The organism is Streptomyces glaucus, from assembly GCF_039533365.1.
Lineage (GTDB): Bacteria > Actinomycetota > Actinomycetes > Streptomycetales > Streptomycetaceae > Streptomyces > Streptomyces glaucus.
Genome location: NZ_BAAATK010000004.1, coordinates 115857 through 138528, shown reverse-complemented (window position 1 = coordinate 138528; position 22672 = coordinate 115857). Strand labels below are relative to the sequence as shown.

Annotated in this window: 21 protein-coding genes and 1 pseudogene; 19 read left to right on the top strand and 3 right to left on the bottom strand. The window is 68.5% G+C overall.

All coding sequences use genetic code 11. The features are described from left to right. Positions 1–265: 265 nt before the first annotated feature. Complete coding sequence (locus ABD363_RS04695; protein ID WP_344600063.1) at positions 266–598, top strand: DUF952 domain-containing protein; 333 nt, start codon at positions 266–268, stop codon at positions 596–598. Positions 599–627: 29 nt separating this feature from the next. After that, complete coding sequence (locus ABD363_RS04690) at positions 628–822, top strand: hypothetical protein (RefSeq protein ID WP_344600062.1); 195 nt, start codon at positions 628–630, stop codon at positions 820–822. 56 nt (positions 823–878) lie between these two features. On the opposite strand, the pseudogene ABD363_RS04685 reads toward ABD363_RS04690, so the two are convergent. Continuing rightward, a pseudogene (locus ABD363_RS04685) lies at positions 879–962 on the bottom strand (IS5/IS1182 family transposase); the annotation flags it as partial. Between the two features lie 512 nt (positions 963–1474). Between ABD363_RS04685 and ABD363_RS04680 the strand changes: the two are divergent. The 4 genes from ABD363_RS04680 to ABD363_RS04665 all read left to right on the top strand — a co-directional run bounded on the left by ABD363_RS04680 (position 1475) and on the right by ABD363_RS04665 (position 4727). Next, entirely contained in the window at positions 1475–2905 is a 1431-nt protein-coding gene (locus tag ABD363_RS04680) for an APC family permease (RefSeq protein ID WP_344600061.1), read from the top strand. A gap of 174 nt (positions 2906–3079) precedes the next feature. Continuing rightward, on the top strand, positions 3080–3538 hold the full coding sequence (locus tag ABD363_RS04675) for a hypothetical protein (protein WP_344600060.1): 459 nt from the start codon (positions 3080–3082) through the stop codon (positions 3536–3538). 112 nt (positions 3539–3650) lie between these two features. After that, positions 3651–4424, top strand: coding sequence for a transposase family protein (locus ABD363_RS04670; RefSeq protein ID WP_344600059.1), 774 nt, complete (start codon positions 3651–3653; stop codon positions 4422–4424). Positions 4425–4523: 99 nt separating this feature from the next. Continuing rightward, positions 4524–4727, top strand: a complete 204-nt coding sequence (locus tag ABD363_RS04665; protein WP_344600058.1) for a hypothetical protein — start codon at positions 4524–4526, stop codon at positions 4725–4727. A gap of 51 nt (positions 4728–4778) precedes the next feature. Here the strand turns inward: ABD363_RS04665 and ABD363_RS04660 are convergent, their stop codons facing one another. Both ABD363_RS04660 and ABD363_RS04655 read right to left on the bottom strand, forming a co-directional pair. Then, positions 4779–5723 carry a transposase gene (locus ABD363_RS04660; protein ID WP_486388787.1) on the bottom strand — a complete coding sequence of 315 codons (945 nt, stop codon included), beginning with the start codon at positions 5721–5723 and terminating at the stop codon, positions 4779–4781. 829 nt (positions 5724–6552) lie between these two features. After that, a complete protein-coding gene (locus tag ABD363_RS04655; protein WP_344600056.1) occupies positions 6553–7293 on the bottom strand; it encodes an AraC family transcriptional regulator in 741 nt (246 codons plus the stop codon). A gap of 54 nt (positions 7294–7347) precedes the next feature. On the opposite strand from ABD363_RS04655, the gene ABD363_RS04650 reads away from it, so the two are divergent. From ABD363_RS04650 to ABD363_RS04590, 13 genes are all read left to right on the top strand, one after another. Then, on the top strand, positions 7348–8556 hold the full coding sequence (locus ABD363_RS04650) for an MFS transporter (protein ID WP_344600055.1): 1209 nt from the start codon (positions 7348–7350) through the stop codon (positions 8554–8556). A 644-nt stretch (positions 8557–9200) separates the two neighbouring features. Next, positions 9201–10094: an AfsR/SARP family transcriptional regulator gene (locus tag ABD363_RS04645; protein WP_344600054.1), complete on the top strand. Its 894-nt coding sequence runs from the start codon at positions 9201–9203 to the stop codon at positions 10092–10094. Between the two features lie 737 nt (positions 10095–10831). Continuing rightward, on the top strand, positions 10832–11803 hold the full coding sequence (sbnA, locus tag ABD363_RS04640) for a 2,3-diaminopropionate biosynthesis protein SbnA (protein ID WP_344600053.1): 972 nt from the start codon (positions 10832–10834) through the stop codon (positions 11801–11803). Then, positions 11800–12861, top strand: a complete 1062-nt coding sequence (gene sbnB, locus ABD363_RS04635; RefSeq protein ID WP_344600052.1) for a 2,3-diaminopropionate biosynthesis protein SbnB — start codon at positions 11800–11802, stop codon at positions 12859–12861. Before sbnA ends, sbnB begins: the two co-directional genes overlap by 4 nt. Then, positions 12858–14531, top strand: coding sequence for an amino acid adenylation domain-containing protein (locus ABD363_RS04630; protein WP_344600051.1), 1674 nt, complete (start codon positions 12858–12860; stop codon positions 14529–14531). The genes sbnB and ABD363_RS04630 overlap by 4 nt, the downstream gene beginning before the upstream one ends. Continuing rightward, positions 14528–15742 (top strand): acyl-CoA dehydrogenase family protein, encoded by a 1215-nt coding sequence (locus ABD363_RS04625; RefSeq protein WP_344600050.1) that lies wholly within the window; start codon positions 14528–14530, stop codon positions 15740–15742. Before ABD363_RS04630 ends, ABD363_RS04625 begins: the two co-directional genes overlap by 4 nt. 300 nt (positions 15743–16042) lie before the next feature. Then, positions 16043–16615, top strand: a complete 573-nt coding sequence (locus tag ABD363_RS04620) for a hypothetical protein (RefSeq protein ID WP_344600049.1) — start codon at positions 16043–16045, stop codon at positions 16613–16615. After that, on the top strand, positions 16615–16854 hold the full coding sequence (locus ABD363_RS04615) for a phosphopantetheine-binding protein (RefSeq protein WP_344600048.1): 240 nt from the start codon (positions 16615–16617) through the stop codon (positions 16852–16854). Before ABD363_RS04620 ends, ABD363_RS04615 begins: the two co-directional genes overlap by 1 nt. Positions 16855–16892: 38 nt before the next feature. Next, complete coding sequence (locus ABD363_RS04610) at positions 16893–17621, top strand: thioesterase II family protein (protein ID WP_344600047.1); 729 nt, start codon at positions 16893–16895, stop codon at positions 17619–17621. An 11-nt stretch (positions 17622–17632) separates the two neighbouring features. Beyond that, on the top strand, positions 17633–18493 hold the full coding sequence (locus tag ABD363_RS04605) for a nitrogen regulation protein NR(II) (protein ID WP_344600046.1): 861 nt from the start codon (positions 17633–17635) through the stop codon (positions 18491–18493). Between the two features lie 79 nt (positions 18494–18572). After that, a complete protein-coding gene (gene ssuE / locus ABD363_RS04600; protein ID WP_344600045.1) occupies positions 18573–19106 on the top strand; it encodes an NADPH-dependent FMN reductase in 534 nt (177 codons plus the stop codon). A 118-nt stretch (positions 19107–19224) separates the two neighbouring features. After that, entirely contained in the window at positions 19225–20601 is a 1377-nt protein-coding gene (locus ABD363_RS04595) for an MFS transporter (protein WP_344600044.1), read from the top strand. Continuing rightward, on the top strand, positions 20594–22672 hold the full coding sequence (locus ABD363_RS04590; RefSeq protein WP_344600043.1) for a molybdopterin oxidoreductase family protein: 2079 nt from the start codon (positions 20594–20596) through the stop codon (positions 22670–22672). The genes ABD363_RS04595 and ABD363_RS04590 overlap by 8 nt, the downstream gene beginning before the upstream one ends.

Here is a 22672-nt window from a genome sequence, read left to right as displayed (position 1 = left end):
GGGATTCGCCGGCAGCAGGCGGCGGCTCCGTCGGGGATCTCGTCGGCGGTCTCGTCCAGGTGAGGGGCCCGGGGTTCGCGTTCCGGTCGGCGCGCCGGCTGCGGAGTCCGTCGCCGGATCCGGCAGCGGCGGCGGAGTGGTCGGTACGGGAAAGAGGCCGGCCGAGGCACCGGCCGCCGACGAAGACGACGCACGGCACCGGCAGCAGTGCCCGGACGGGGCGGAGTTGCCCACGTGGGCGCAGGTGAGGTCGTAGCGTGGATTCATGCCCGAACACACGTACCTACTTCACATCACCGAGCGCTCCTTGTGGGACGCGGCCCGCGAGCACGGCGCGTACCGGATGTCCACGCGCGGCCGCACCCTTGCGCAGGAGGGCTTCATCCACTGCTCGACGCGCGCCCAGCTCCCCTCCGTGGCGGCCTTCCTGTACGGCTCCTACGAGGGCCCCGACGAGCTGGTGGTGCTCGTCGTGGACCCCGCGCGGCTGGACGTGCCGGTGAAGTACGAGGCACCGGAACCCGGCGCTGAGAAGTTCCCGCACGTGTACGGGCCGATCCCGGTGGACGCGGTGGTGCGGGTGGAGCCCTGGCGGTGACGGGCCGCCGCGGGCCATGGCGGTGGGCCGTGGCAGCATGGCTGGTCCTCGTGGCCGCCGCGGGCGGGCTGACCCTGTGGTGGCAGGACTCGGCGGAGCCGCAACGGTACAGCTGGGAACGGACCGTCCCGACGCCGTCGCTCCCCCAGGGGTGGGAATCGGCGTGCGCAGGCGCCACGCCCAACGAGAACGACCGGGTCCTCTGCTTCGTCAGGACCCGCTGAGCGTCGTCCCGCAAACGATCTCGGCATGCTGGTTGGCCGACGTCGTCCACCGGTCGTCCGGCAAGGGTGAGGTCGTGGAGGCGGGCGATGCCGAGCATGGCGTGGTGGACGCCGTCGCCTCCGAGGCGGCAGTCGCGGAGGCCGACTACGCCGCCGCCTTCGCCCTCGTCACCCGACAGCGCCTGCGGACGCCGACGACCACGGACGACCTCGCCACGGACGCGGCCTCGCAGGACCCGGCGGACCGCCTCGCTCACTTCGCGGACGCCGGACTCCTGGACACCGACGCGGAGATCTTCGGCGATCACCGGAGTCGCCCCGCCCCGAGTGAACCGCTCGGCCGCCCGAAGCCGTGACTCCTCGCGGGCCTGCTGCCGCTCGGCGATCAGCCCGCCACCCTGTGGATGCCGCATGCCCCGTGATACCGCGGAGAGCTGCCGCCGTCAGCCCCTACGCCATCACGAGTTCGACCTCAGCAGGAACCCGGCAGCGCCACGAGGAAGACCCGGTCCTTGTCGGGTAAGCATCAAGTGGCTGAATCGCCGGTGTGCGCAAGTCACGCACCCTATCGTCTGCAGCGCGGCTGATCAGTTGAGCAAGAATGCCGTGGGCACCACAGTCCCACGACCACCACCACGACAAGGAGTGCACCATGTCCGACACGCGCTTACCCGGTTCCTCCGCACCGAGTACCGATGGCCGGCCTGAACTGAAGCGGGTGATGGGCCCGGGTCTGCTGTTGCTGTTCATCATCGGCGACATACTCGGGACCGGCATCTACGCGTTGACCGGACAGGTCGCGGGGGAGGTCGGAGGCGCGGCATGGCTGCCGTTCGTCATCGCGTTCGCCGTCGCGCTGGTCACCGCCTGCTCCTACCTGGAGTTGGTCACCAAGTACCCGCAGGCTGCTGGTGCCGCCCTGTACGTGCACAAGGCGTTCGGTAAGCACTTCCTGACCTTCCTGGTGTGCTTCACCGTGATGTGCTCCGGTATCACCTCGGCGTCAGCGGCCTCCCGAGCCTTCGCGGCGAATCTGGTGACCGGCTTCGGGATCGACGCGGGGAACGGCCTCGTCCTGCTGATCGCCCTCGGCTTCATGTGCCTGGTAATGCTGGTCAACCTCCGCGGTGTCGCCGAGAGTCTCAAGATCAACGTACTGCTGACCGCGGTGGAGCTCTCCGGTCTGCTCCTCGTCGTCCTGATCAGCGGCTATTTCATCGCGGGCGGAAACGCGGACTTCTCCCGTGCCGTCGCCTTCGAAACCAGCTCCGACAAGGGCGTGTTCCTGGCGGTGAGCACCGCGACGTCGCTGGCCTTCTTCGCGATGGTCGGCTTCGAGGACTCGGTCAACATGGCGGAAGAGACGAAGGACCCGGTACGGGTCTTCCCCCGCGTGATGTTCACCGGCCTGGGCATCGCCGGACTGATCTACGTCCTGGTGTCCGTCTGCGCTGTGGCTGTCGTCCCTGTCGGCCGGCTCGCCTCCAGTGAGACCCCGTTGGCCACAGTGGTGCAGACGGCCGCGCCCGACTTCCCCATCACTGACTTGCTGCCGTTCATCTCCATGTTCGCGGTGGCCAACTCCGCGCTGATCAACATGCTGATGGCCAGCCGCCTGCTGTACGGCATGAGCAAGCAGGGGGTGCTGCCGCCTTCCCTGTCCAAGGTGCATGCTGTGCGGCGCACTCCGCATGTGGCGATCCTGTTCACCACGGCGATCGCCTTCGGTCTCATCGTCTTCGTCTCGCTCAAACCCGACAGCCCGGTCGTGGCCTTGCTGGGCGGGACGACGTCGCTGCTTCTGCTCACGGTGTTCGCGGGCGTCAACCTTTCGGTCCTCGTGCTGCGCCGGGACAGGGTCGACAGGCAGCACTTCAGGGCAGGCCGTGTGCTGCCCGTGGTGGGTACGATCACCTGTCTCTACCTGGTCGTGCCCTGGTCCTCCGGACGCCCCGCCGACCAGTACCGCATCGCAGGGGTCCTGCTGCTGATCGGCGTGGCCCTGTGGGCGATCACCTGGCTCACTCGGCGCGGCACACCCGTCTCCGACGTCGACCGGCCGGACCAGACAGCACCTCATTGAGGTCGTTTCATCTTGAACTCGCAGGTCGGGCCGCTGGTGTGGGTGGGGATTGACGCGCTCGTGCTGGTCTCGGGCGTGATCATTAGCAGGTGATCGTCTGCCACGGGCCGGTTCGCGGGTTCTGGGGTGGTCCGCCGGAGGCGTCTCGTAGGTTCCGCAGTGGGAGGGAGGCGCATGGTGGACGTGCTGACGTGGACGATCGAGCAGCGGATGCGACTGACTGAGCGTGCCGAGCTGCTGCGCAAAGAGCTGGCGGAGATTGACGCCGAGCTGGGCCGGCTGGAGGCTGCCGAGGTGGTGTTCGGTCAGTGGGCCGAGACGACCGACGGGGGACGGCGACCGTCGGGCATCGTGGATCCGGAGCGCGTCGCGGCTGGTCCGGGTGCGGGCGGGATGCGATTGGTGCCGGACCGTGTCGAGGGGATGGGGCTGGAGGCCCTGACCTCGGAGTACCAGCGGATCATGGAGATCGTGGCCGAGGCGGACGGTCCGGTGATGGCCAAGGACGTCGCGATGGCACTGGGCCGGGAACTCACACCGGGCAAGGTCGAGCCGGTCCGCGGCCAGCTGCGCAAACTCGCCGACCGGGGCTGGCTGAAGCGGACCGGATCAGGGCGCTATCTGCCGCGCTGACCGGCCGGTTCTCGCCGTAACGTGAGGGCCCCCGGCGGGAGTTGGTTCGCGTGTGAAGACTCACCGCCCCGCCGAGGGCACTCGCGATGCTGTCTACCAGGTTCGGCTCCCCGTGTCGAAGCGGACCATCGAACTCGTCGCCGGCCTGATACGCGGGCGGCGCAAGCAGCTCGGCACCCGCTGGCGCAAGGTCACCCCGGGGACCCAGGTGATCGTCGTGCTCGCCGTGCTCCGTCACGACCAGCGGCTTGTCGACATGGCCGGCGGCAACGCCGTCTCCGCCTCCACCGTGCGCCGCTGGATCCTGGAAGTCCTCGGGCTGCTTGCTGCCCGTGCCCCGCGTCTGGACCGCGCCCTGAAGAAGATCGCCCGGCGGGGCGGCGTGGTGGTCCTGCTGGACGGCACCCTCGTGCGCACCCGCCGCCGCACCGGGGCGGACAACCGCAGGAACTACAGCGGGAAACACAAGGCCCATGGCCTGCTCTTCCTCGCGCTGACCGATGAGAAGGGCAACCTGATCTTGATCTCCTCCGCCCGACCCGGCCGGGCCAGCGAGATCACCGCTACTCGCCACGACCACATCACCAGGCATCTGCGCGAGGCCGGCCTCGGCGCCCTGGCCGACCTCGGCTTCGTCGGCCTCGACGACGACCCCAACGATGCTCCGGTCATCATCACCGGCCGCAAGGCGACCCGCTCCCACCGCCTCACCGACGCCGAGAAGGAGGCGAACCGGCTGATCAGCCGCGAACGCGCCGCCATCGAGCACGGCTTCGCGAACCTGAAGACCTGGCGCATTCTGGCCAAAGTTCGCATGAGCACGCATTACGCCACCACGCTGCTACGAGCCCTGCTCGTTCTGGCGAACCGCGAAGTCCAGCAGTGACAGACGATCACCCGACGACGATCACTCCGCCTGCCAGCACGAGGACCACATCACGGACTCACACCAATACCGCAACCTGCAGGTTCAATCGGCCTGACCGTGCTGAGCGCCTTCGTCAACGCGCGCACGAACAGCCTCGTCGCCGAGGGGAAGACGGAGGCGAAATCGCTGGTCGGCGGATACCACGTGGCCTTCCTGGCCGCCGCCGGATTCACGCTGACCGCCCTGATCATTGGCGTCGGCCTGCTCAAGGGCACGCCGTCCGCAGGCGCGAAGCAACAGACCATGGCCTCTTCCGAATAGGGCGCCTCGGTCTCCTGACCAACAGAGGTCATCCCAGTCCCTGGCCCCTTTTCAGCGTCTGCCGTTGCCCGGAGCAAGCAGGCTGGTGAGCTCAGCGATCGCCTCCGGAGACGGCTTGAAGCAGCGGCGGACGTTCTCCGGCTTTCTTGTGCCCGACTTCGCCATGAGCATCAGCAGCGAGGTGCCCTGCTCGCCGAGGTGGGTCAGGGCGGAATGGCGGTACTCATGCAGGTCCCAGCCAGTCCCGGACCCGCGCAGGGCGGTGTGCTCATCCGGCAGAGCACGGGCTTGGCCGTAGGAGAGGCGGGCCAGTCCAGTGTCCGGGCGCACGTCGCGTGGGCTGACGATCTTGCCCGGCCCGGGGCGGCGGTGGGTGACGAACACCAGCCGCTGGATGCGGCCCTTGAGCAGGGTGCTCGGAAGCCGGAGGGCGTCGTTGCCGGTGGTGAGGACACTGGTCCTGGACTTGGCTGGGTTCTTCCCGAGGCGGACCGGACGGCCGTAACGGCGCCCCCGGTCCTTGTCGACCAGTTCATCCAGCAGGTGCGGGACGGTGCCGGCGACCTCCTCCAGCGCGGCGCGGACGGCTTCGGTGACCATCTCCGGCCGGGCCAAGTCACGCACAGCGGCCAGGACGTGGGTGGAGTCGGTGCACTGTCTGGTGCGCTCGCGCACCAGACCGGCCGCCTCGAGGCGGGCCAGGGCGAGGCCGAGAAGGCGGTCGGCGCGGTCGCCCTCGGTGAGACAGTCACGGAAGTCGGCCAGCACGCTGTGGTGGAAGCCGGGATCGTCCAGTTCCATGGCCGTGGCGTACTTGAAGTCGATGCGGCAGCGAACCGCCTCAGCGGCTTGCCGGTCCGACAGGCCGAGTACGAACTGCAGCACGTACACGGTGGCCAGATGGGCGGGCGAGAGGCCCGGACGTCCATCCCGCGGACACCAGTCCGCGAAGTCCTCGTCACGCCAGAGCCCGTTCAGACGGTCTCTCACCCACATCGCCGCCGTGCCGCCCGGGTTGCCCGCCCGCGCGATCTGCGCGGTCAGAGGCGGAACTTCCTCACCGGAACGAGGACGGAGCGACTACGGACATCTCGACAACTGCACGGACTCCAGGGACACCCCGAGCATGCCCACCGGCCACGGCGACGCACCGGAAAACTTCAAGATCCCCGACAGGGCCGAGCTCAGCCCATGTTAGCGAATGTGAGCTCGGCCATGACCCAAAGACCGAAGAGCTGGAGCCCCAGAGCGCCAACCGCCACTCCCAACGCCGCGCCGGTGGTCAGTCGGCGCCGCACAAACCTGTATACAGAAAGCGTGACGGCTGAGACAAAGAAGAGCAGGATTACGGAAAGGGGCATATCTACCTCTATGGAAGGATTGCAGCTTGACGGTAAGAGCGCACCCGGATAACAGCGTCTACGAATCTCAACCGTCTAGACGAAGTCGGTCGTGAATTGGTTCACCGGGTTTTGAGCACATCGGGATCTGCGGAAGACCCGCTACGACTTCGGGGGCGGGCGCCATCTTGTCCGACGGGGCACGTCACACACATGCGCAGCCGGCAACCGCATGAACGCCCATTACGCCACCACGCTGCTATGAGCCCTGCTCGTTCTGGCGAACCGCGAAGTCCAGCAGTGACAGACGATCACCCGACGACGATCACTCCGCCTGCCAGCACGAGGACCGCATCACGGGCTCACACCAGTACCGCGACCTGCGAGTTCAAGATGAAACGATCTCATTGAGCGACGCCGTCTCCACCAAGCGGTTCACGGCCCCGCGCCGCAGCACTGCGGACTGCCGGCCCGAGCCGGCCCGGTCATCGGGAGTGCGTCCCCGGCGTATGACCGAACGCCCGGCGGAACACATCGATGAAGGCGCTGGTGGAGGACCACCCGCACTGGTTCGCGACCTTGGTCACCGGCGTCTGCTCGGCCAGCAGAACCAGTGCGTGGTGGAGCCGCAGCTGGGTGCGCCACTGAGGGAACGTCATGCCGAGGTCCTTGTGGAACAGCCGGGAGAGCGTGCGATCGCTCGCTCCGACCTCCCGCCCCAGCTCGGCGAGTGTGCGGCTGTCCGACGGGTCGGCCCTCAGGAGGTCGCACACCCTCCGCAGCACGGCATTGCTCGGCGTGGGCAGGTGCATGGGTTGCTGCACCGAAATCCTCAACTGGTCGAGCAGCACCGCACGCAGCCGCATCCGCTCCGGGCTGTCATCGTCCTCCGTGCGGGTATAGGCGATGATCAACTCCCGTAGCAGAGGGCTTACGGAGAGTACGGTAGGCGCGTCCAGACGCAGCGGATTCTCCCGCGCGGGGAGCCCTACGAGGTGCAGCTCAAGGTCGCCGTGCGCCTGGTGGGCATGGACGGTATCGGCGGGAACCCAGATGGCGCGAGTTGCCGGAGCGACCCAGGAACCGGCGCTCGTGGTCACGGACAGCACGCCCCGGCCTGCATAGACGATCTGGTGGTCGTCGTGCCGGTGCGCTTCAATCTCCGCTCCGGACGCCAGTCGCTGTGTGCGGGTAGGGGCTACGGGCGTGTGGCGGACTTTCGTCATCGTCTGGCAGCTTATCGGAAGCGCGACACGACGGGCAGCGCTCACGATGATGAGGTGCGAAGAAAACTCTCCATCACGCTCTTGTCCGTCGGGCACGGCTGCGTCGACGTCTACCAGGGTGCTGTCGCCTCTCTCGTGCCGTTCTTCGTTGCCGAGCGCGCCTACAGCTATGCCGCCGTCTCAGGCATCGTGCTCGCCGCCTCGTTGCTGTCATCGGTGGCTCAACCGGTCTTCGGCGTACTGACCGACCGCCGGGCGATGCCCTGGCTGCTGCCGGTCAGCACCCTGCTCGCGGGGGTGGGCATCGCGCTGAGCGGGGTGAGCGACTCCTACGCAGTGACGTTGGCGGTCGTCGCGGTCTCCGGAGTCGGTGTCGCCGCCTACCACCCGGAGTCCGCGCGGGTGGCCAGAGTCGCCAGCGACGGCAGCCACAGTGCGATGGGCTGGTTCTCGCTGGGCGGCAACCTCGGCTTCGCGCTGGCCCCGGTCATGGTCGCCGCCGTGGTAGCCGTCGGGGGACTGGGCCTCACTCCGCTGCTCGTGCTGCCGGCCGTGGTCGGTGCCGCGCTCTGCCTTCCCGTGCTGCGCGTGCTGGAGACCCGGCTGTCCGGCGCGGCCGCGTCGCCCGTGACGGCGAAGGACGACAAGGCGGCCTTCGTACGGCTCTCGCTCGCCGTGGTGTGCCGCTCCATCGCCTTCATCGGCCTGAGCACCTTCGTCTCCCTGTATGCCACCGAGCGCATGGACGGCAGCAAGGCCGCCGGCACGGCCGCACTGTTCCTCCTATACCTGGGCGGCGCGGTGGGCAGCGTGTTGGGCGGTGCGCTGGCGAACCGCTGGGACCGGGTTCGGGTCTCGCGCTGGTCGTACCTGCTGACGGCCGGGTCCATCGCCGGCCTGGTCTTCGTCCCCGGCCCGGCTCTCTACCTGTTCGTCATCCTGACCTCCGCCGGTCTGTACATCCCGTTCTCGCTCCAGGTCACGCTCGGTCAGGACTACCTGCCTTCCCGGGTCGGCACTGCCAGTGGTATCACCCTCGGTCTCACCGTGAGCATCGGTGGTCTGATCAGCCCGGTCATCGGAACCCTCGCTGACCGGACATCGCTGCAGACCGCTTTGGCCCCACTCGTCTTGATGCCCTTCCTCGCCTGGCTCCTGTTCCACACCCTGCCCGAACCCGTCGTGCCGCCCTCCGACAGCACGACACCGAAGGGAGAAGAAGCCGATGCCGAACACTCTCCCGTCCAGCCCGGTCTCCGCTGAGACATCGCGTCCCCCGCTCCGGTCGGGCGCGGGGACCAGTGATACGGCGGCCCCGCCGGCCGCGGAGAGGTGTCCGCTACGGACCTGGGGCTGCACGTCCTCCACCGGCACGCCGACCTGGCGCCTCCTGTCCGCACACTCGACGTCGAACGGTGAGGTCGAGTACTGCAAGTGCAGCTGCAACGCCATCGTGATGCTGTGCCAGGGCGAGGTGGCCGCGCTCACCGCCCTTCCGCATACCGAGCCCGACTCACGTGACGGCAGCGAGTGAGCGGCATGAAGGACATGGGAATCACCTGTCACGGCGGCCCGCCCGCCCGGCCACTTGAGCAAAGACATTGCAAACGGCATCGCTCGGGCATCTCAATATGCGACAGATGCGGACGCTGACCTTTCGGCGATCTGACGAAAAACAATCGTAGACGGCCACGAGCAACGCATGACGGGTACGGAGTCTTCGCTTTCGCATGCCGTCACGACGGCGCCTCGCACACTTCTTCTGGCCAGTTCGGAACAGACGGGAAAAAGCCAAGCGGCTAGATCTCCATCTGGTTACGACGGAGTTACGCTACGTATGTTGGCGTAGCAGTCCCCAGGTACATGCACGATGACTGCTGAACGCTTGACCACGAGGAGGGGACGGTATGCGCGTCAGCATGTGTGCGGCAGGTCAGATGTACGGTGCCGCAGTCGGACCCATGGACACCCGAAAGCAGGCCCGAGCGAGAATCGGACTGCTGGGTCCGATGCGCCTCCATGCCGAGGATGCCGAGAAACCGGTAAGCATGGCACCCAAAATACGGACGGCCCTCGCCATGCTCGGCATGCACCCGGATCAGGTGATGCCCGTTTCCACGTTGACCCGCGAGCTGTGGCCCGAGCAGCCACCAGCCACCGCCCTGCGGACCCTGCAGACGTACATCTTCAACATCCGCAAGGCGCTCGCCGGCATCACCGAACTCACGGCCGAAGACGTCGCGAACCAACTGCTGGTCACCCAGGACAACGGCTACCGCCTGCACAGCTCCGCCCTGCGCCTGGACTGGCTGGACTTCATGCAACTGGCCGACCAGGGGCGCCAGGCCCTCGCCGACGGCGACAGTCACACCGGCATCCAGGAACTCGAGCAGGCGCTGGGCATGTGGCGCGGCGGCGTCCTCACGGACGTGCCCACCGGAGCCGTGCTGGAGGCGCGCAAGCTCATGCTGGAGGAGTCCCGGCTGGACACGATCGAGGCACTGATCGACGCTCGCATCGAGGCCGGCCTGCACCAGCAGGTGATCGCCGAACTCGCCTCACTGACGAGTGAGCATCCCTACCATGAGGGACTGCATGCCCAGTACATGCGCGCTTTGGCCCTCAATGGGCGCCGTGCTGCTGCCCTCGAGGTGTTCGTCCGCCTGCGTACCCGGCTCATAGACGAGATCGGAATCGAACCGGGTTACCCGCTGCAGCAACTGCAGACCACGATACTGAATTCGCACAAGAGCGCATACACGGATCTCGCGCTCAGTACGACCGGAAGCCCGACGAAATAAAAGGCCCTCGTCAACTGTGAGGCCTGCCTCCTCCAGAAGCCGCCACCGATGCGGTCACGCCTGTGATGACCGCCGAGGCCGGGGCCGGTCGTGTCTCGGGGTACGAGTCGGGCAGGGCAGGTGTAAGCACCCCCGGTCCGACAGGTGTTCCCTACGGTCGCAGACGTGACGGAGCAACCGGTCAGGGCCAGCCGGCGCACGGGCTGGAGCCGGCAGCCGGACACCGTGACGTGGCAAACTCACGCTCCCACGGCCTTCGTACTGGTCAACCGCTTCCCCTCCATCGGAGCACCGGACCAGACGGAGGCCGTGTTCGCATTCCGGCAACCCTCGCACCGAGTGCCACCTGGCTCTTGAGCGTTTCTCGTCATGACTCTCGACACACCGGTGTCAGTGTGAGGTCAGAGACAGGGCACCGCGCCCACCCGCCCCGCATCCTCGCGGCCGCGGCGCGTACGTGCCCGGTCTCTGCCGACCGAGCCCTGCCTGTTCGACGGGATGCACATGGCTGACTGGAAGACACGTCCCACCGGCTCGACGCCGGATCTCCCGGGCCCGGCCGGCACCCACGGTTCCCCCCACCTGTAAACCCGTGGCCCCGGACCTCGCGCTCACGACACCGAGCCGGTCCGCGAGGGGCCGATGCCGATACCTTGCGCCATCCGCTTCTCGGTTCCCCGCCCTCTCGGCGCGGCCCGCCACCGGACCGCGCCGATGAACGGAAGTGAAGACTGTTCATGACCGTCATCTCCGCAGCGCACGAACTCATCGACGGCGATGTGTACATCGACCTGCGCGCCAGCCTGGGGCTTCCGCTGCATCTCAAGTGTGAGGGTTTCAACTTCGCAGGCTCCATCAAGATTCAGCCCGCCGTCCGGATGGTCGAGGCAGCCCAGCGCGACGGGCTGATCGGGCCGGACTCGGTTCTCATCGAGTCCTCCTCCGGGAATCTCGGCGTGGCACTCGCCGTGATCGCGGCTTCCAAGGGGATGAAGTTCATCTGCGTCACCGACCCGAACTGCAACCCGGCCACCATGGCGCTGATACGAGCCCTCGGGGCCGAGGTCGTCGTCGTGGACGAGCCCGATGCCTCCGGTAGCTACCTCGCCGCCCGCAAGGCGTACGTCCGCAGCGACTGCGCACGCAACCCGCATCATGTCTGGCTCAACCAGTACGAAAACCCGGCCAACTGGATAGCCCACTACGAGAACACCGCGACCCTCCTCGCCAAGGACTTCCCCGATCTCGACACCCTCTTCATCGGAACAGGCACCGGGGGAACCCTGATGGGCTGCGCCCGCTACTTCCGTGAGCACCGGCCGGAGATCCGCATCATCGCAGTCGACAGCGTGGGCTCGGTGAGCTTCGCCGGCGCCCCCGGGCCGCGGCACATCCCGGGGCTCGGCGCCAGTGCGCCCATGCCGTTGATCGACTCCGATCTCGTGGATGAGGTCATCCGCATCCACGAGGTGGACACCATCCACACCTGCCGCAGGCTCGCCGCCCGCGGACTTCTCCTCGGGGGTTCCTCCGGAACGGTGATCACTGCCGCCGCGCAGTGGCTCTCGCACCACGGGGGCGCCACGCGCACAGCTGTGGCCATAGCGCCCGACCTGGGAGAGCGCTACATCAACACCATTTACAACGACGCATGGGTCGGCCGTTACTACGGCCAGGACGGCCTGGACAAGATCCTGGAGACATCGTGAGCGAGCAGACCAAAGCCCCTCAGTTCTGCGTGGTTCCGGGAAGCACCGTGCACGAGGTGCTCGACGGACGGCAGACGGAGATCATCGACCTCGTCGAGGCCGCCTACCGCCTGCACGGGGAGGGCCACACGGTCAACCCTCCGTCGTACTTCCTCAGGTTCCCCGACCGGCCCACAGCCCGCATCATCGCCTTGCCCGCGTCGGTGGGTGGCGGCCGGCCGGTCGACGGCATCAAGTGGATCTCCAGCTTTCCTTCCAACCTCGACTACGGCATCCCTCGCGCATCCGCGGTCCTGATCCTCAACGACCCCTCCACCGGCTACCCGTACGCCTGTCTGGAGAGCTCGATCATCAGTGCCGTGCGGACGGCCGCCTCCGCCGCCGTGGCAGCCCGTGCTCTCGGTGAAAACCGGCCCGCGCCCGGGCGCGTCGGCTACCTCGGAACCGGACTCATCGCGCGGCATGTGCATTCCTACCTGACCGCACTGGACCGGACCCCGCGCGAGTACGCCGTCCACGACCTGTCCACCGAGTACGCGCACGCATTCGCCGACCACCTGCGCACCACCAGGAACGACGCGCCGGTCCATGTACTGGACTCCGCGGAGGAACTGGTCCGCTCCAGCGACGTCATCGTCTGCGCGACCACCGCGGCAACACCACACCTGCTCGATCCGTCCTGGTTCGCCCACCACCCACTGGTGCTGCATGTGTCGCTGCGCGACCTGGGCACGGACGTCATCCTGGACAGCTTCAACGTGGTGGATGACATCGAGCACGTCCTCAAGGCGGACACGTCGGTCCACCTCGCCGAACAGCGCACCGGAGGACGGGATTTCCTGGACGGCACCCTGTACGACGTGCTCACCGGGGCGTTGAAGGCGCCGGCCGACCGCACGGTGGTGTTCTCGCCGTTCGGGCTCGGCGTCCTGGACCTGACGGTCGGGCGACATGTGCACACGCGCGCCCGGGAAGGCGGCCGATTGAAGCCGGTCGACGGGTTCTTCCACGACCTCGACCGGCACAGCGCCCCAGGTCCGGAAGGGGGCCGGCGATGACTTCCCTCCCCACGCACACGACCTCGACCCCGGTGCGGGCACGACTTCCCCTGATGCCCGACAGCGTCGACCGGGCGCGAAAGCTCGCCCTGCGCCATACCCGTGCGCTCGACACCGGGACCGCCCTGCTGGACCATGTCATCGGTCACTCCGAACGCGGCCCCGACCGTCCGGCCGTTGTCGACGGCGACCTGACCGTGAGCTACCAGGAGTTACTGGGCCGCGTCGCGGCGGCGCGGGACGCACTGAGCACCGCAGGGGTGCGCCCCGGCGACGTCGTGGCCACAGTCGGAAGCCGCAGCGTCCACACCCCGGTCGTCTTCCTCGCGCTGGAAGCCCTGGGCGCATCGTATCTGCCGCTCGACCAGAACTGGCCCGAAGTGCGTGTCCGTGACGTACTCGGTCGCAGCCGGGCCAGGCTACTGGTGGACTACAGCGGCGGCACCGCGCACGCCGCGCGGGCGGCCGCCGTGACCAGGAAGACCGACATTCTGCTCCTGCCGGAGTCAGACGCCCGGGCCGCCACGCTGCCGAGCCGCAGTGGCGACCGCTCCCACGAAGTCCGATACACGATCTTCACCTCCGGCACCACCGGCCGGCCCAAGGGGGCCGTGGTCGAGCACCAGGGCATGCTCAACCATCTGTGGGCCAAGGCGACCGACCTGGACCTGGGCCCGGACGACGCGGTCGCGTTCACCGCTCCGCTGGTCTTCGACATCTCCGTCTGGCAGATGCTGTGCCCGCTGCTGGTCGGCGGACGGCTGGTAGTGGTGGGCGACGACGCCATGCGTCTGCCCCGCTGGCTCATCGGCGCCCTCGATACTGCGGCCGTCACCGTCGTGGAACTCGTCCCCACCGTCATCGGCTGGCTCGCGGACCATCTGAGTCGCGTCGGCGGCGAGAGAGGACTGCCCTCACTGCGGTGGCTGCTGTCCACCGGGGAGGAGCTGTATCCGGCGGTCGCCGAACGCGCTCTGGGAGTCCTGCCTCACGTGTCCATAGTCAACGCATACGGTCCCACGGAGTGCTCGGACGACGTGACCCACCATGTCGTGACGGCCGCCGACCTGACCGGTGCTCGGCTGCCCGTCGGCACCCCTGTCGCCAACACCGCGCTGTACGTACTGGTCGAGGAGACCGAGAGCGGCCGGTGGCGGGCGGCGGAACCGGGCGAAAGCGGTGAGTTGTTCGTCGGCGGCACGGGTGTGGGCCTGGGCTATCTCAACGACCCCGACACCACGAATCGAGCCTTCTTCCACGACCCCTTCGACTCCGCTTCCGCCACCGGCCGCTTGTACCGGACAGGCGACCTGGCCCGCGTCGACAACGGCGTCGTGTATTACCTCGGCCGCGGTGACCGCCAGGTGAAGGTGTCCGGAGTCCGGATGGAACTGGGTGAGATCGAGGTGGTACTCAGTCGGCATCCGGCCGTGGACCAGTGCGCGGTCGTCGTCTCCGGCGAGGGCGAGCACGGTGAACTGGTCGCCCACTACAGCGTACGCACCCCGGTTTCCGCGACCGTGCTGCAAGAGGCGCTGAGCGCGCAGCTGCCGGCCGCGATGGTGCCCAGGCGCTGGCGGGAATGGGACGCGTTGCCCCTGACCCACAACGGAAAGATCGACCACCGGTCGCTGCACACGTCCGCCGTCCACCGGAATGAGGCATCGTGACGACCACTTCGGCCAAGCTCACACCACCGCAGACGTCCGCGCCGGCCCGGGAGGGGGCGGCGACGAGTCTCGCCGAGCGTGTCGCCTCCGTCGCGCGGGTGGCCGAGGAGCACCTGGAGGCCACCGATCGCGACGCCGTCTTCCCCGAGCAGGCTCTCGCGGAGATGCGCCGCACCGGACTGCTCGGGCTGCTCGTACCCGCCGAACACGGCGGCTGTTCGGGCACCCTCACCGATCTGGTGGACGCCGGCATGGCTCTCGGCCGGGTCGACATGTCCGTCGGGATGATCTTCGTGATGCATTGCCAGCAGTCCGAGGCGATCGTCCGGTACGCCGCCTCACCCCTGCGTGAAGAACTGCTCGCCCAACTCGCCGCCGGCGACCTGTACCTGGCCTCGGTGACCACCGAACCGGGCAAGGGCGGTCATCTGTTCCGCTCGTACGCGCCCTTGCAGGAGAGCGACGACACCCTGTTGATCGACCGGGTCGCGCCGATCGTGACGGGCGGCACCGCGGCGGATGGATTCCTCATCACCATGCGCAGCCCGCACGCGACCGCCGACCACCACGTCTCCCTCGTCTACGCCCACCGGCATCAGCTGCGGATCGAGGGCACCGGCGAGTGGTGCCCGATGGGGATGCGCGCCAGCCACAGCCTGCCCCTGACGCTCACTGGATCCGTCCCCGCACGCCAGGTGATCGGTCAGCACGGCGCCTTCCACCAGATCGCACAGTCCGTGTTCGGACCGCTGGCCCACATCGGCTGGTCAGCGGTATGGCTGGGCACCGCGGCCGGGGCCCTGTCCCGAGTGGTGCGCCTGCTACGCGACCCGGCCGGCCGCAAACGCTTCGACCTGAGCTCGCAACTGCTGATGACCCGGCTCTCCCGGGTGAGGCAGCGCCTCGACACGGTCCATGCCCTGCTCCGCCGTACCGAGGCATTGGTGGCGAGCGACGTCGACCTGTCCGACGCGAGCAGTCAGCTCCTGCTGAACAGTCTGAAGATCACCGCCTCCGAGGAGTGCTACCGGGCCGTCGACGAGTTGGTGGACGCCGTAGGTCTGCGCCACGGATATCTGCAGGACTCGCCGACACTGCTGGAAAAGAGCCTGCGGGACCTGCGGTCGGCCGCGCTCAACTACAGCAACGACCGGCTGCACCTCGCCGACGGGCAGCTGTGCCTGCTCGACCCGGACGTCCGCTTCGTCTGACCTTGGCAGGCCGCCACCGGCCCACCACGGCGCACACATCACCCCACGGTTCACGCGATTCCGTCACGGAATAACAGTCGGACCATTTCACGGATATACGCGCGCTTCTTCGTCGACCCTGTTCCCGGTAATGATTCAGGAAAAGGGGAAGGTATTGCGGCGCGCGAATGCCACTGCTAGGGTCGAAGCGCGGAAAAGCCAGCACGACCGGAGCTGCTCATCGCCCGGCGACCGCGCGGATGTATTCTCCGAATTCCCGCACTGCGACCTCCCCAGCACCTTCGCCACCGAGGGACATCCATGCCTGAGAACGACCAGAAAACCTCGACCGAGAACTGGAACACCGCACTGCGCTACATCGCGGGCCGCAAAGCCGCCGAGGAATCCCTCGGATTCCTCGCCCACATCAGTGCAACCGTGCAGCAGACCCCTCAGCTCAAGGAGGTCGTGCCGGCGGTCGCCAAGGCCTGCGTCCCGTTCTTCGCCTCCGCCGTCTCCCTGGGGGCCCTGGCCACCCACTCCCAGCTCGTCGTCCAGTCGCCGACCGGTTACTCCACGGCACTGGAGGGGGTGCGGAACCTCCTCTCCGAGAACGGCACCGAGAAGATCGTGATCAGCGCACACGAAGGCCTGGTGAAGCAGACCGACCCGGGGCATCTGACGCGGCTGCGCCAGTGGCAGGCGGAGTCGGCCGTGGCCCTGCCCATGACCTACCGGGGGGTGCACGGGGGCCATCTGATCGCGCTGCGCGGCGAGGAGCACCGGCGTGGCCCGATCAGTCCCTCCGACCTGGCGCTCATCTCAGAGGTCGCCGACCGGGTCGCGGCGTTCAACGCCTTCGTCGCACAACTGGCCGGCTCGGAGAGTCTGTGATGGCGGCCACCTGGCAGGACGTACGCGCCTGGATCCTTCGCCGCAACCCCGAACTCACCGAGGACGACGTGAATCCGGAGACCGACATCATCGAGTCACGGATCATCGATTCACTGCAGTTCGTGGAACTTGTCCTGCACATCGAAGAGCTGCGCGGCGAAATGATGGAGTTCACAGCCGTCGACCTCGACTCCTTCCGCACCCTCAAGGACATCGAAAAAAACTTCCTCTCCGTATAGGTGAGAACAGTCATGCCGCGACGCGAGGAGGTGGCATAGTGGAACGGGCCGTCGTGATACAAGGCAGCCTTCGAGAAACGACCGATGCCGTGCTTTTTCTTCCGCCCGCCGGAAGTGTCGAGTCGCCCTACCTCTCCGTCGGGGAGCACCTGCCGGAAACCTTGCCCGCCCTCCACTGCGAAATGCCCGGGCGCGGCCGACTGGCCGGCCAGGAGGAACCCGGATCCGTGACGGCCGCCGTCGATCGCTGGCTGGACGACATCACCGCACTGCTGCCGCACGGACGGCGACTGCACCTCTTCGGACACAGCCTCGGCGCGCTGTCCGCCTACGAACTGGTCATCCGGCTCGAGGCCCACCCCCGGCACGCCGTTCGCAGCTTGTCCGTCTCCGGCGCCCGGGAGCCCGGCCACACCTCGCGCACCGCCGTGGCCGCAGCGTTCGCGGCGCTGCGGCACACCACCGGCCAGGACGACGACCCAGGCGGCACCTGGCTGGCACGGGACGTGCGGATGCGCCGGGAACACCGTGTCACTCACCGGCCGGTCCGCGCACCGATCGCGCTGTTCAGCGGCGCGGACGATCCCTTCGCCCGGCCCGCCGACATGGCCCCGTGGGCCTCCTTCACCACCGGCCCGCTCCTCGGGACGTTCACCTTTCCCGGCGGGCACGACTACTACCTCTCCGACCCGGCTGCCGTCGCCGGAGCCCTTACCGGCCTGGTGGACGGCCGCCGCGGCCCCCTGCCCGCCTCACCACCCACATGAAGGAGTCGAACATGACAGTCGAGCACCCCAGCGCGCCCACCATCGAGCAGCTGATCGACGTGGTCGGCAACAGCTCCGTCGGCATCACGATCACCGACCGATCCGGTGCCGTCCTGCTGCACAACAAGGCGCAGTCCGTCCTCATGCACGGAGAGGCCGACCACCTCGGCGGCCGGATCCGGGCCGCGGGCAACGACGCGCTCCCGCAGCTGCTGGCGGACCTGGACAGGAACGGCCGCATCGAGAACGCCCGAGTCACCTACCTCAGCGCCGACGGCACGCAGGAGCGCGCCGCCGCGGTGAACGCCGTAGTCGCCGGCGCCGGTGACACCACCAGGATCCACTGGGTCAGCCGGCCGGAACTCGGCCAGCGGCTGCCGGTCCCCAGCACCAGCGACGTGGACCCCACCTCCGACGCCGCCGCCTGGATCCGCGCGGTCGACGAACGGAGCAACCCGGTCCTGGCCCCGACCAAGGAACACGAGTCGGTGCTGCGCGAGTTCTACGAGGTCGCGCCGGTGGCCATCCACCTGATCGGCGTCAACGGCCAGGTCATGCACGCCAACCCGGCCGACGTCGCCTTGGTCGAGTACAGCGGACAGCCGACGGAGTACGTCGGCCAGCACATCCGCAAGATCTACGAAGACCAGGGCCTGCTGGACGACTTCCTCTCCCGCTGGGACGAGGACTCGCCGATCATCAACTTCCGGGCGAACTTCGTCACCCGGGACGGCGCCCCGAAGCCGGTGCTGATCTTCTCCACGGCGCAGGCGGCCGGCGGCAGCGTCTCCAACACCCGCTGCTTCGTCTTCAACGACCCCGAGCCGCAGCGCGCCCGTGACACCGTCAGCGCTTTCGGCTGGCCGTCCTGAACCACGCCGGGAGGGGGCCCGCACCGGGCCCCCTCCCGGACCGCAGACGACGTCAACCCGCCCCTCCATGGGAGTGACCATGTCCCACGTACTGGTGATCTCGGGGAGCCCCTCCCCGACCTCCCGGACCGAACTCGTCGGTGACTACGTAGCACGGCGGCTGGCCGAGGACGAATGGCACGCCGGGCATCTGAAAGTGCGCGACCTCCCGGCGGAACCACTCCTCAGGGCAGACATCACGGACCCGCGGATCGCCGAGGCCCTGAAGCAGGTCGCCCTGGCCGACGGCATCGTCCTGGCCACACCGACCTACAAGGCGAGCTTCTCCGGACTGCTGAAAATGTTCCTCGATCTGCTGCCCCAGCACGGCTTCACCCACAAAGTCGTCCTTCCACTGGCCACCGGCGGCAGCACCGCACACGTGCTGGTACTGGACTACGCACTGCGCCCGGTGGCGCACTCGCTCGGTGCCCGGCACGTCGTACAGAGCTTCTTTCTGCTCGACACGCACCTGACCCGGCTCGACGGCGGCCTGAGCATCCGGCCCGAAAGCGCCGGCCTGCTGGACGGCGTCATCGAGCAGTTCCGCAAGGCCCTGGTCGCGCGCGTCTGACCGCACCGCCCAGCGGCATCCGAACCACCGTAGCCCGCGCTCGGACACCGTCGTCCCGCTCCCACCGCAGCCCCAAGTCCGCGCCGAACCAGAAGGCGCGGCCCGGAGTACCCACACCATGGCTGAAAAGAACTCGAAGCGCAGATGGCTCACCGGCTGGGACCCCGAGGACGAGGACGCCTGGCACCAGGGCGGTCGTCGCGTGGCCCACCGCAATCTCGCCCTGTCCGTCCTCAGCGAGCACATCGGTTTCTCGGTGTGGACCTTGTGGTCCGTCCTTGTGCTCTTCATGACCCCCGAAACCGGGCTGGCGTTCACGCCCGGCGAGAAGTTCCTGCTGGTCGCCACCCCCACGGTCGTCGGAGCCTTGCTGAGGCTGCCCTACAGCTACGCGGTCACCCGTTTCGGCGGGCGCGATTGGACCGTGTTCGCCACACTGATCCTGCTCGTTCCCGCCGCACTCGCCCTGTACTTCGTGGGACAGCCCGGCACGCCGCTATGGGTGTTCCTGCTCGTCGGCGCCCTCGGCGGAGTGGGCGGCGGCACTTTCGCCTCGTCCATGACGAACATCACCGCCTTCTTCCCGCAACGGCACCAGGGCTGGGCCTTGGGACTCAACGCCGGAGGCGGCAACCTCGGGGTCGCGACGGTCCAGCTGATCGGCCTCGCGGTGATCCACACCACCGGACGTGACCACCCGGAGTACGTCGCGGCTGTCTACCTGCCGCTCATCATCGTCGTCGCGGTCCTGGCAGCACGGCTGATGGACAACGTGGACGCCGTCCGCACGGCCCCCGAGGTTCAGCGCGAGGCCGCCCGGTGCCCGGACACCTGGTGGATCTGCCTGCTCTACATCGGCACGTTCGGTTCGTTCATCGGGTTCGGCTTCGCCTTCGGACTGGTGCTTCAGTACGAGTTCGGCACCTCACCCGTGCAGGCGATGGGGTACACCTTCCTCGGCCCGCTCCTCGGTTCCCTCTTCCGGCCGCTGGGCGGCCGGTTGGCCGACCGGCTGGGCGGGGCGCGCGTGACCCTGTGGAACTTCCTCGGTATGGCCACCGGAACCACACTGCTCGTCGTCGCCTCCCTCACCGGCTCCTTCGGCTTGTTCGTCGGCGGATTCACCGCGCTCTTCGTCCTCAGCGGCCTGGGCAACGGGTCCGCCTACAAGATGATTCCCGGCGTCTTCGCCCGGCGCGCGGAGGTCGCGGTGACCGGTGGTGCCGACGCCGCCCAGGCCTTCGCACGGGCCCGCCGGCTGTCCGGCGCGGCCATCGCCATCGCCGGCGCCGCGGGAGCGCTGGGCGGGGCGGTCATCAACGTCGCCTTCACGGTCTCCTACGCGGACGGTTCCGGCTCCGGAACACCAGCCTTCCTGTCCTTCCTCGCCTACTACGGCGTGTGCGTCCTGATCATCCGGTCCGTCTACCTGCGCCGGGAGGCGAACCAGGACTCGACCGCGCCGGACGGGACGCGGGAGGCCAGCCGTGTCTGACGCCCTCGCCACGGTCCGGACACACTGCCCGTACTGTGCTCTGCAGTGCGGCACCCGGATCACCGGCCGTAGTGCCGCGGCCGTGACCGTCGAGCCCGCCGACTTCCCGGTCAACCGTGGCCGGCTCTGCCGGAAGGGCTGGACCGCGCAGGAGGTCCTCACCGCGCCCGACCGGCTGACCACTCCCCTCGTGCGGGGCCGTGACGGCAGGCTCCTGACCGCCTCGTGGGACAGCGCTCTGGACACCGTCGCCGACGGCCTGGACCGCGTCCGGACCCGGTACGGCCCGGATGCGCTGGCCGTCTTCGGCGGGGGCGGCCTGACCAACGAGAAGGCCTACATGCTCGGCAAGTTCGCCCGGCTGGCCCTGGGCACGAGCAACATCGACTACAACGGCCGCTTCTGCATGTCCTCCGCCGCTGCGGCCGGCAACGACGCCTTCGGCGTGGACCGGGGCCTGCCCTTCCCCGTCACCGACCTCGCGCGGGCGCGGACCGTGCTGCTGGCCGGGGCCAACGTCGCCGAAACCATGCCTCCCCTGATGCAACATCTCGACAAAGCCCGGCTGATCGTCGTGGACCCGCGCCACAGTGCCACCGCCCGCCGTGCCGCACTGCATCTGCAGCCCGCGCTCGGCACCGACCTGGCCCTCGCGCTGGGACTGCTGCACCTGGCCATCACCGACGGGCTGATCGACAAGACGTACGTCGACCGACGCACCCGCGGGTTCGAGACGATCGCGGCCCGCGCCGCCGCGTGGTGGCCCGAGCGTACCGAGGCCGTCACCGGTGTCTCCGCGCACGCCCAGCGCACGGCCGTCCAGCTGCTCGCCGCAAGCCGCGACAGCTACATCCTGACCGGCCGCGGTGTCGAGCAACACCGGCAAGGCACGGCGACAGCGGCGGCATTCATCAACCTCGCACTGGCCCTCGGTCTGCCGGGTACTTCGGGCGGCGGCTACGGCTGTCTCACCGGCCAGGGCAACGGCCAGGGCGGACGCGAGCACGGACAGAAGACCGACCAGCTGCCCGGCTACCGTTCGCTGACCGACCCCGCGGACCGCGCCCACGTCGCCGGTGTCTGGGGGGTGCCGCCTGACCGGCTGCCCGAACCCGGACTGCGGGCGTACGAACTGCTCGACGCGCTCGGTGAGGAGCACGGGCCCCGCGCGCTGCTCGTCCTGGGCTCCAACCCGGTGGTCTCCGCCCCGCACGCGGCACGGATCGCGGCACGTCTCGCCTCGCTCGACCTGCTGGTCGTGGCCGACTTCGTCCCCTCCGAGACGGCGCGGGCAGCCGATGTCGTCCTGCCGGTGACCCAGTGGGCGGAGGAGGAGGGCACCCTGACCAATCTGGAGGGCCGGGTCCTGCGCCGGCGTGCCCTGCTCAGCCCCCCGCCGCTGGTCCGCAGCGACCTGGAGATCCTGCACGACATCGCCGTACGGCTCGGCGAACCGGCCGAACGCTATCCGACGGAGCCCCGCGAGGTCTTCGAGGAACTACGCGCCGCTTCCAGAGGCGGACGTGCGGACTACTCAGGCATCACCTACGACCGGCTGGATGCGGGCGAGGCCCTGTACTGGCCGTGCCCGGACACCGGCACCCCGCACCCGGGCACCCCCCGCCTGTTCCTCGACGGATTCGCCCACCCCGACGGACGCGCGCGTTTCGCCGACGTCGAGCACGACGGACCCGCCGAGAGCACCGACGCGGACTACCCCGTGCACGCCACCACCGGCCGGATCCTCGCCCACTACCAGTCAGGTGCGCAGACCCGCCGCGTGACCGAACTCGCCGCGGTCGCCCCCGAAGCGTTCGTGGAGGTCCACCCGGACACAGCGGCCCGTCACGGCCTGGCCGACGGAACCCTGGCACGAGTGACCTCGGCCCGAGGCAGCATGACCGCCCGCGTCCGGCTCGATCCCACGCTGCGACCAGACACCGTGTTCGTCCCCTTCCACTTCGGCGGGGACGGCCGAGCCAACCTCTTCACCAACCCTGCTCTGGACCCCCGTAGCGGCATGCCCGAATTCAAGGCCAGCGCCGTCCGGCTCGACCCCCTCCCGGAGTGA

Excerpts from the sequence above, each read along its gene's own strand:
- ABD363_RS04680 (WP_344600061.1), top strand. The coding sequence starts at position 1,475 with ATGTCCGACACGCGCTTACCCGGTTCCTCCGCACCGAGTACCGATGGC.
- ABD363_RS04620 (WP_344600049.1), top strand. The coding sequence starts at position 16,043 with ATGCCTGAGAACGACCAGAAAACCTCGACCGAGAACTGGAACACCGCA.
- ABD363_RS04695 (WP_344600063.1), top strand. The coding sequence starts at position 266 with ATGCCCGAACACACGTACCTACTTCACATCACCGAGCGCTCCTTGTGG.
- sbnA (WP_344600053.1), top strand. The coding sequence starts at position 10,832 with ATGACCGTCATCTCCGCAGCGCACGAACTCATCGACGGCGATGTGTAC.
- ABD363_RS04630 (WP_344600051.1), top strand. The coding sequence starts at position 12,858 with ATGACTTCCCTCCCCACGCACACGACCTCGACCCCGGTGCGGGCACGA.
- ABD363_RS04655 (WP_344600056.1), bottom strand. The coding sequence starts at position 7,293 with ATGACGAAAGTCCGCCACACGCCCGTAGCCCCTACCCGCACACAGCGA.
- ABD363_RS04615 (WP_344600048.1), top strand. The coding sequence starts at position 16,615 with ATGGCGGCCACCTGGCAGGACGTACGCGCCTGGATCCTTCGCCGCAAC.
- ABD363_RS04595 (WP_344600044.1), top strand. The coding sequence starts at position 19,225 with ATGGCTGAAAAGAACTCGAAGCGCAGATGGCTCACCGGCTGGGACCCC.
- ABD363_RS04605 (WP_344600046.1), top strand. The coding sequence starts at position 17,633 with ATGACAGTCGAGCACCCCAGCGCGCCCACCATCGAGCAGCTGATCGAC.
- ssuE (WP_344600045.1), top strand. The coding sequence starts at position 18,573 with ATGTCCCACGTACTGGTGATCTCGGGGAGCCCCTCCCCGACCTCCCGG.
- ABD363_RS04675 (WP_344600060.1), top strand. The coding sequence starts at position 3,080 with ATGGTGGACGTGCTGACGTGGACGATCGAGCAGCGGATGCGACTGACT.
- ABD363_RS04660 (WP_486388787.1), bottom strand. The coding sequence starts at position 5,723 with ATGTGGGTGAGAGACCGTCTGAACGGGCTCTGGCGTGACGAGGACTTC.
- ABD363_RS04645 (WP_344600054.1), top strand. The coding sequence starts at position 9,201 with ATGCGCGTCAGCATGTGTGCGGCAGGTCAGATGTACGGTGCCGCAGTC.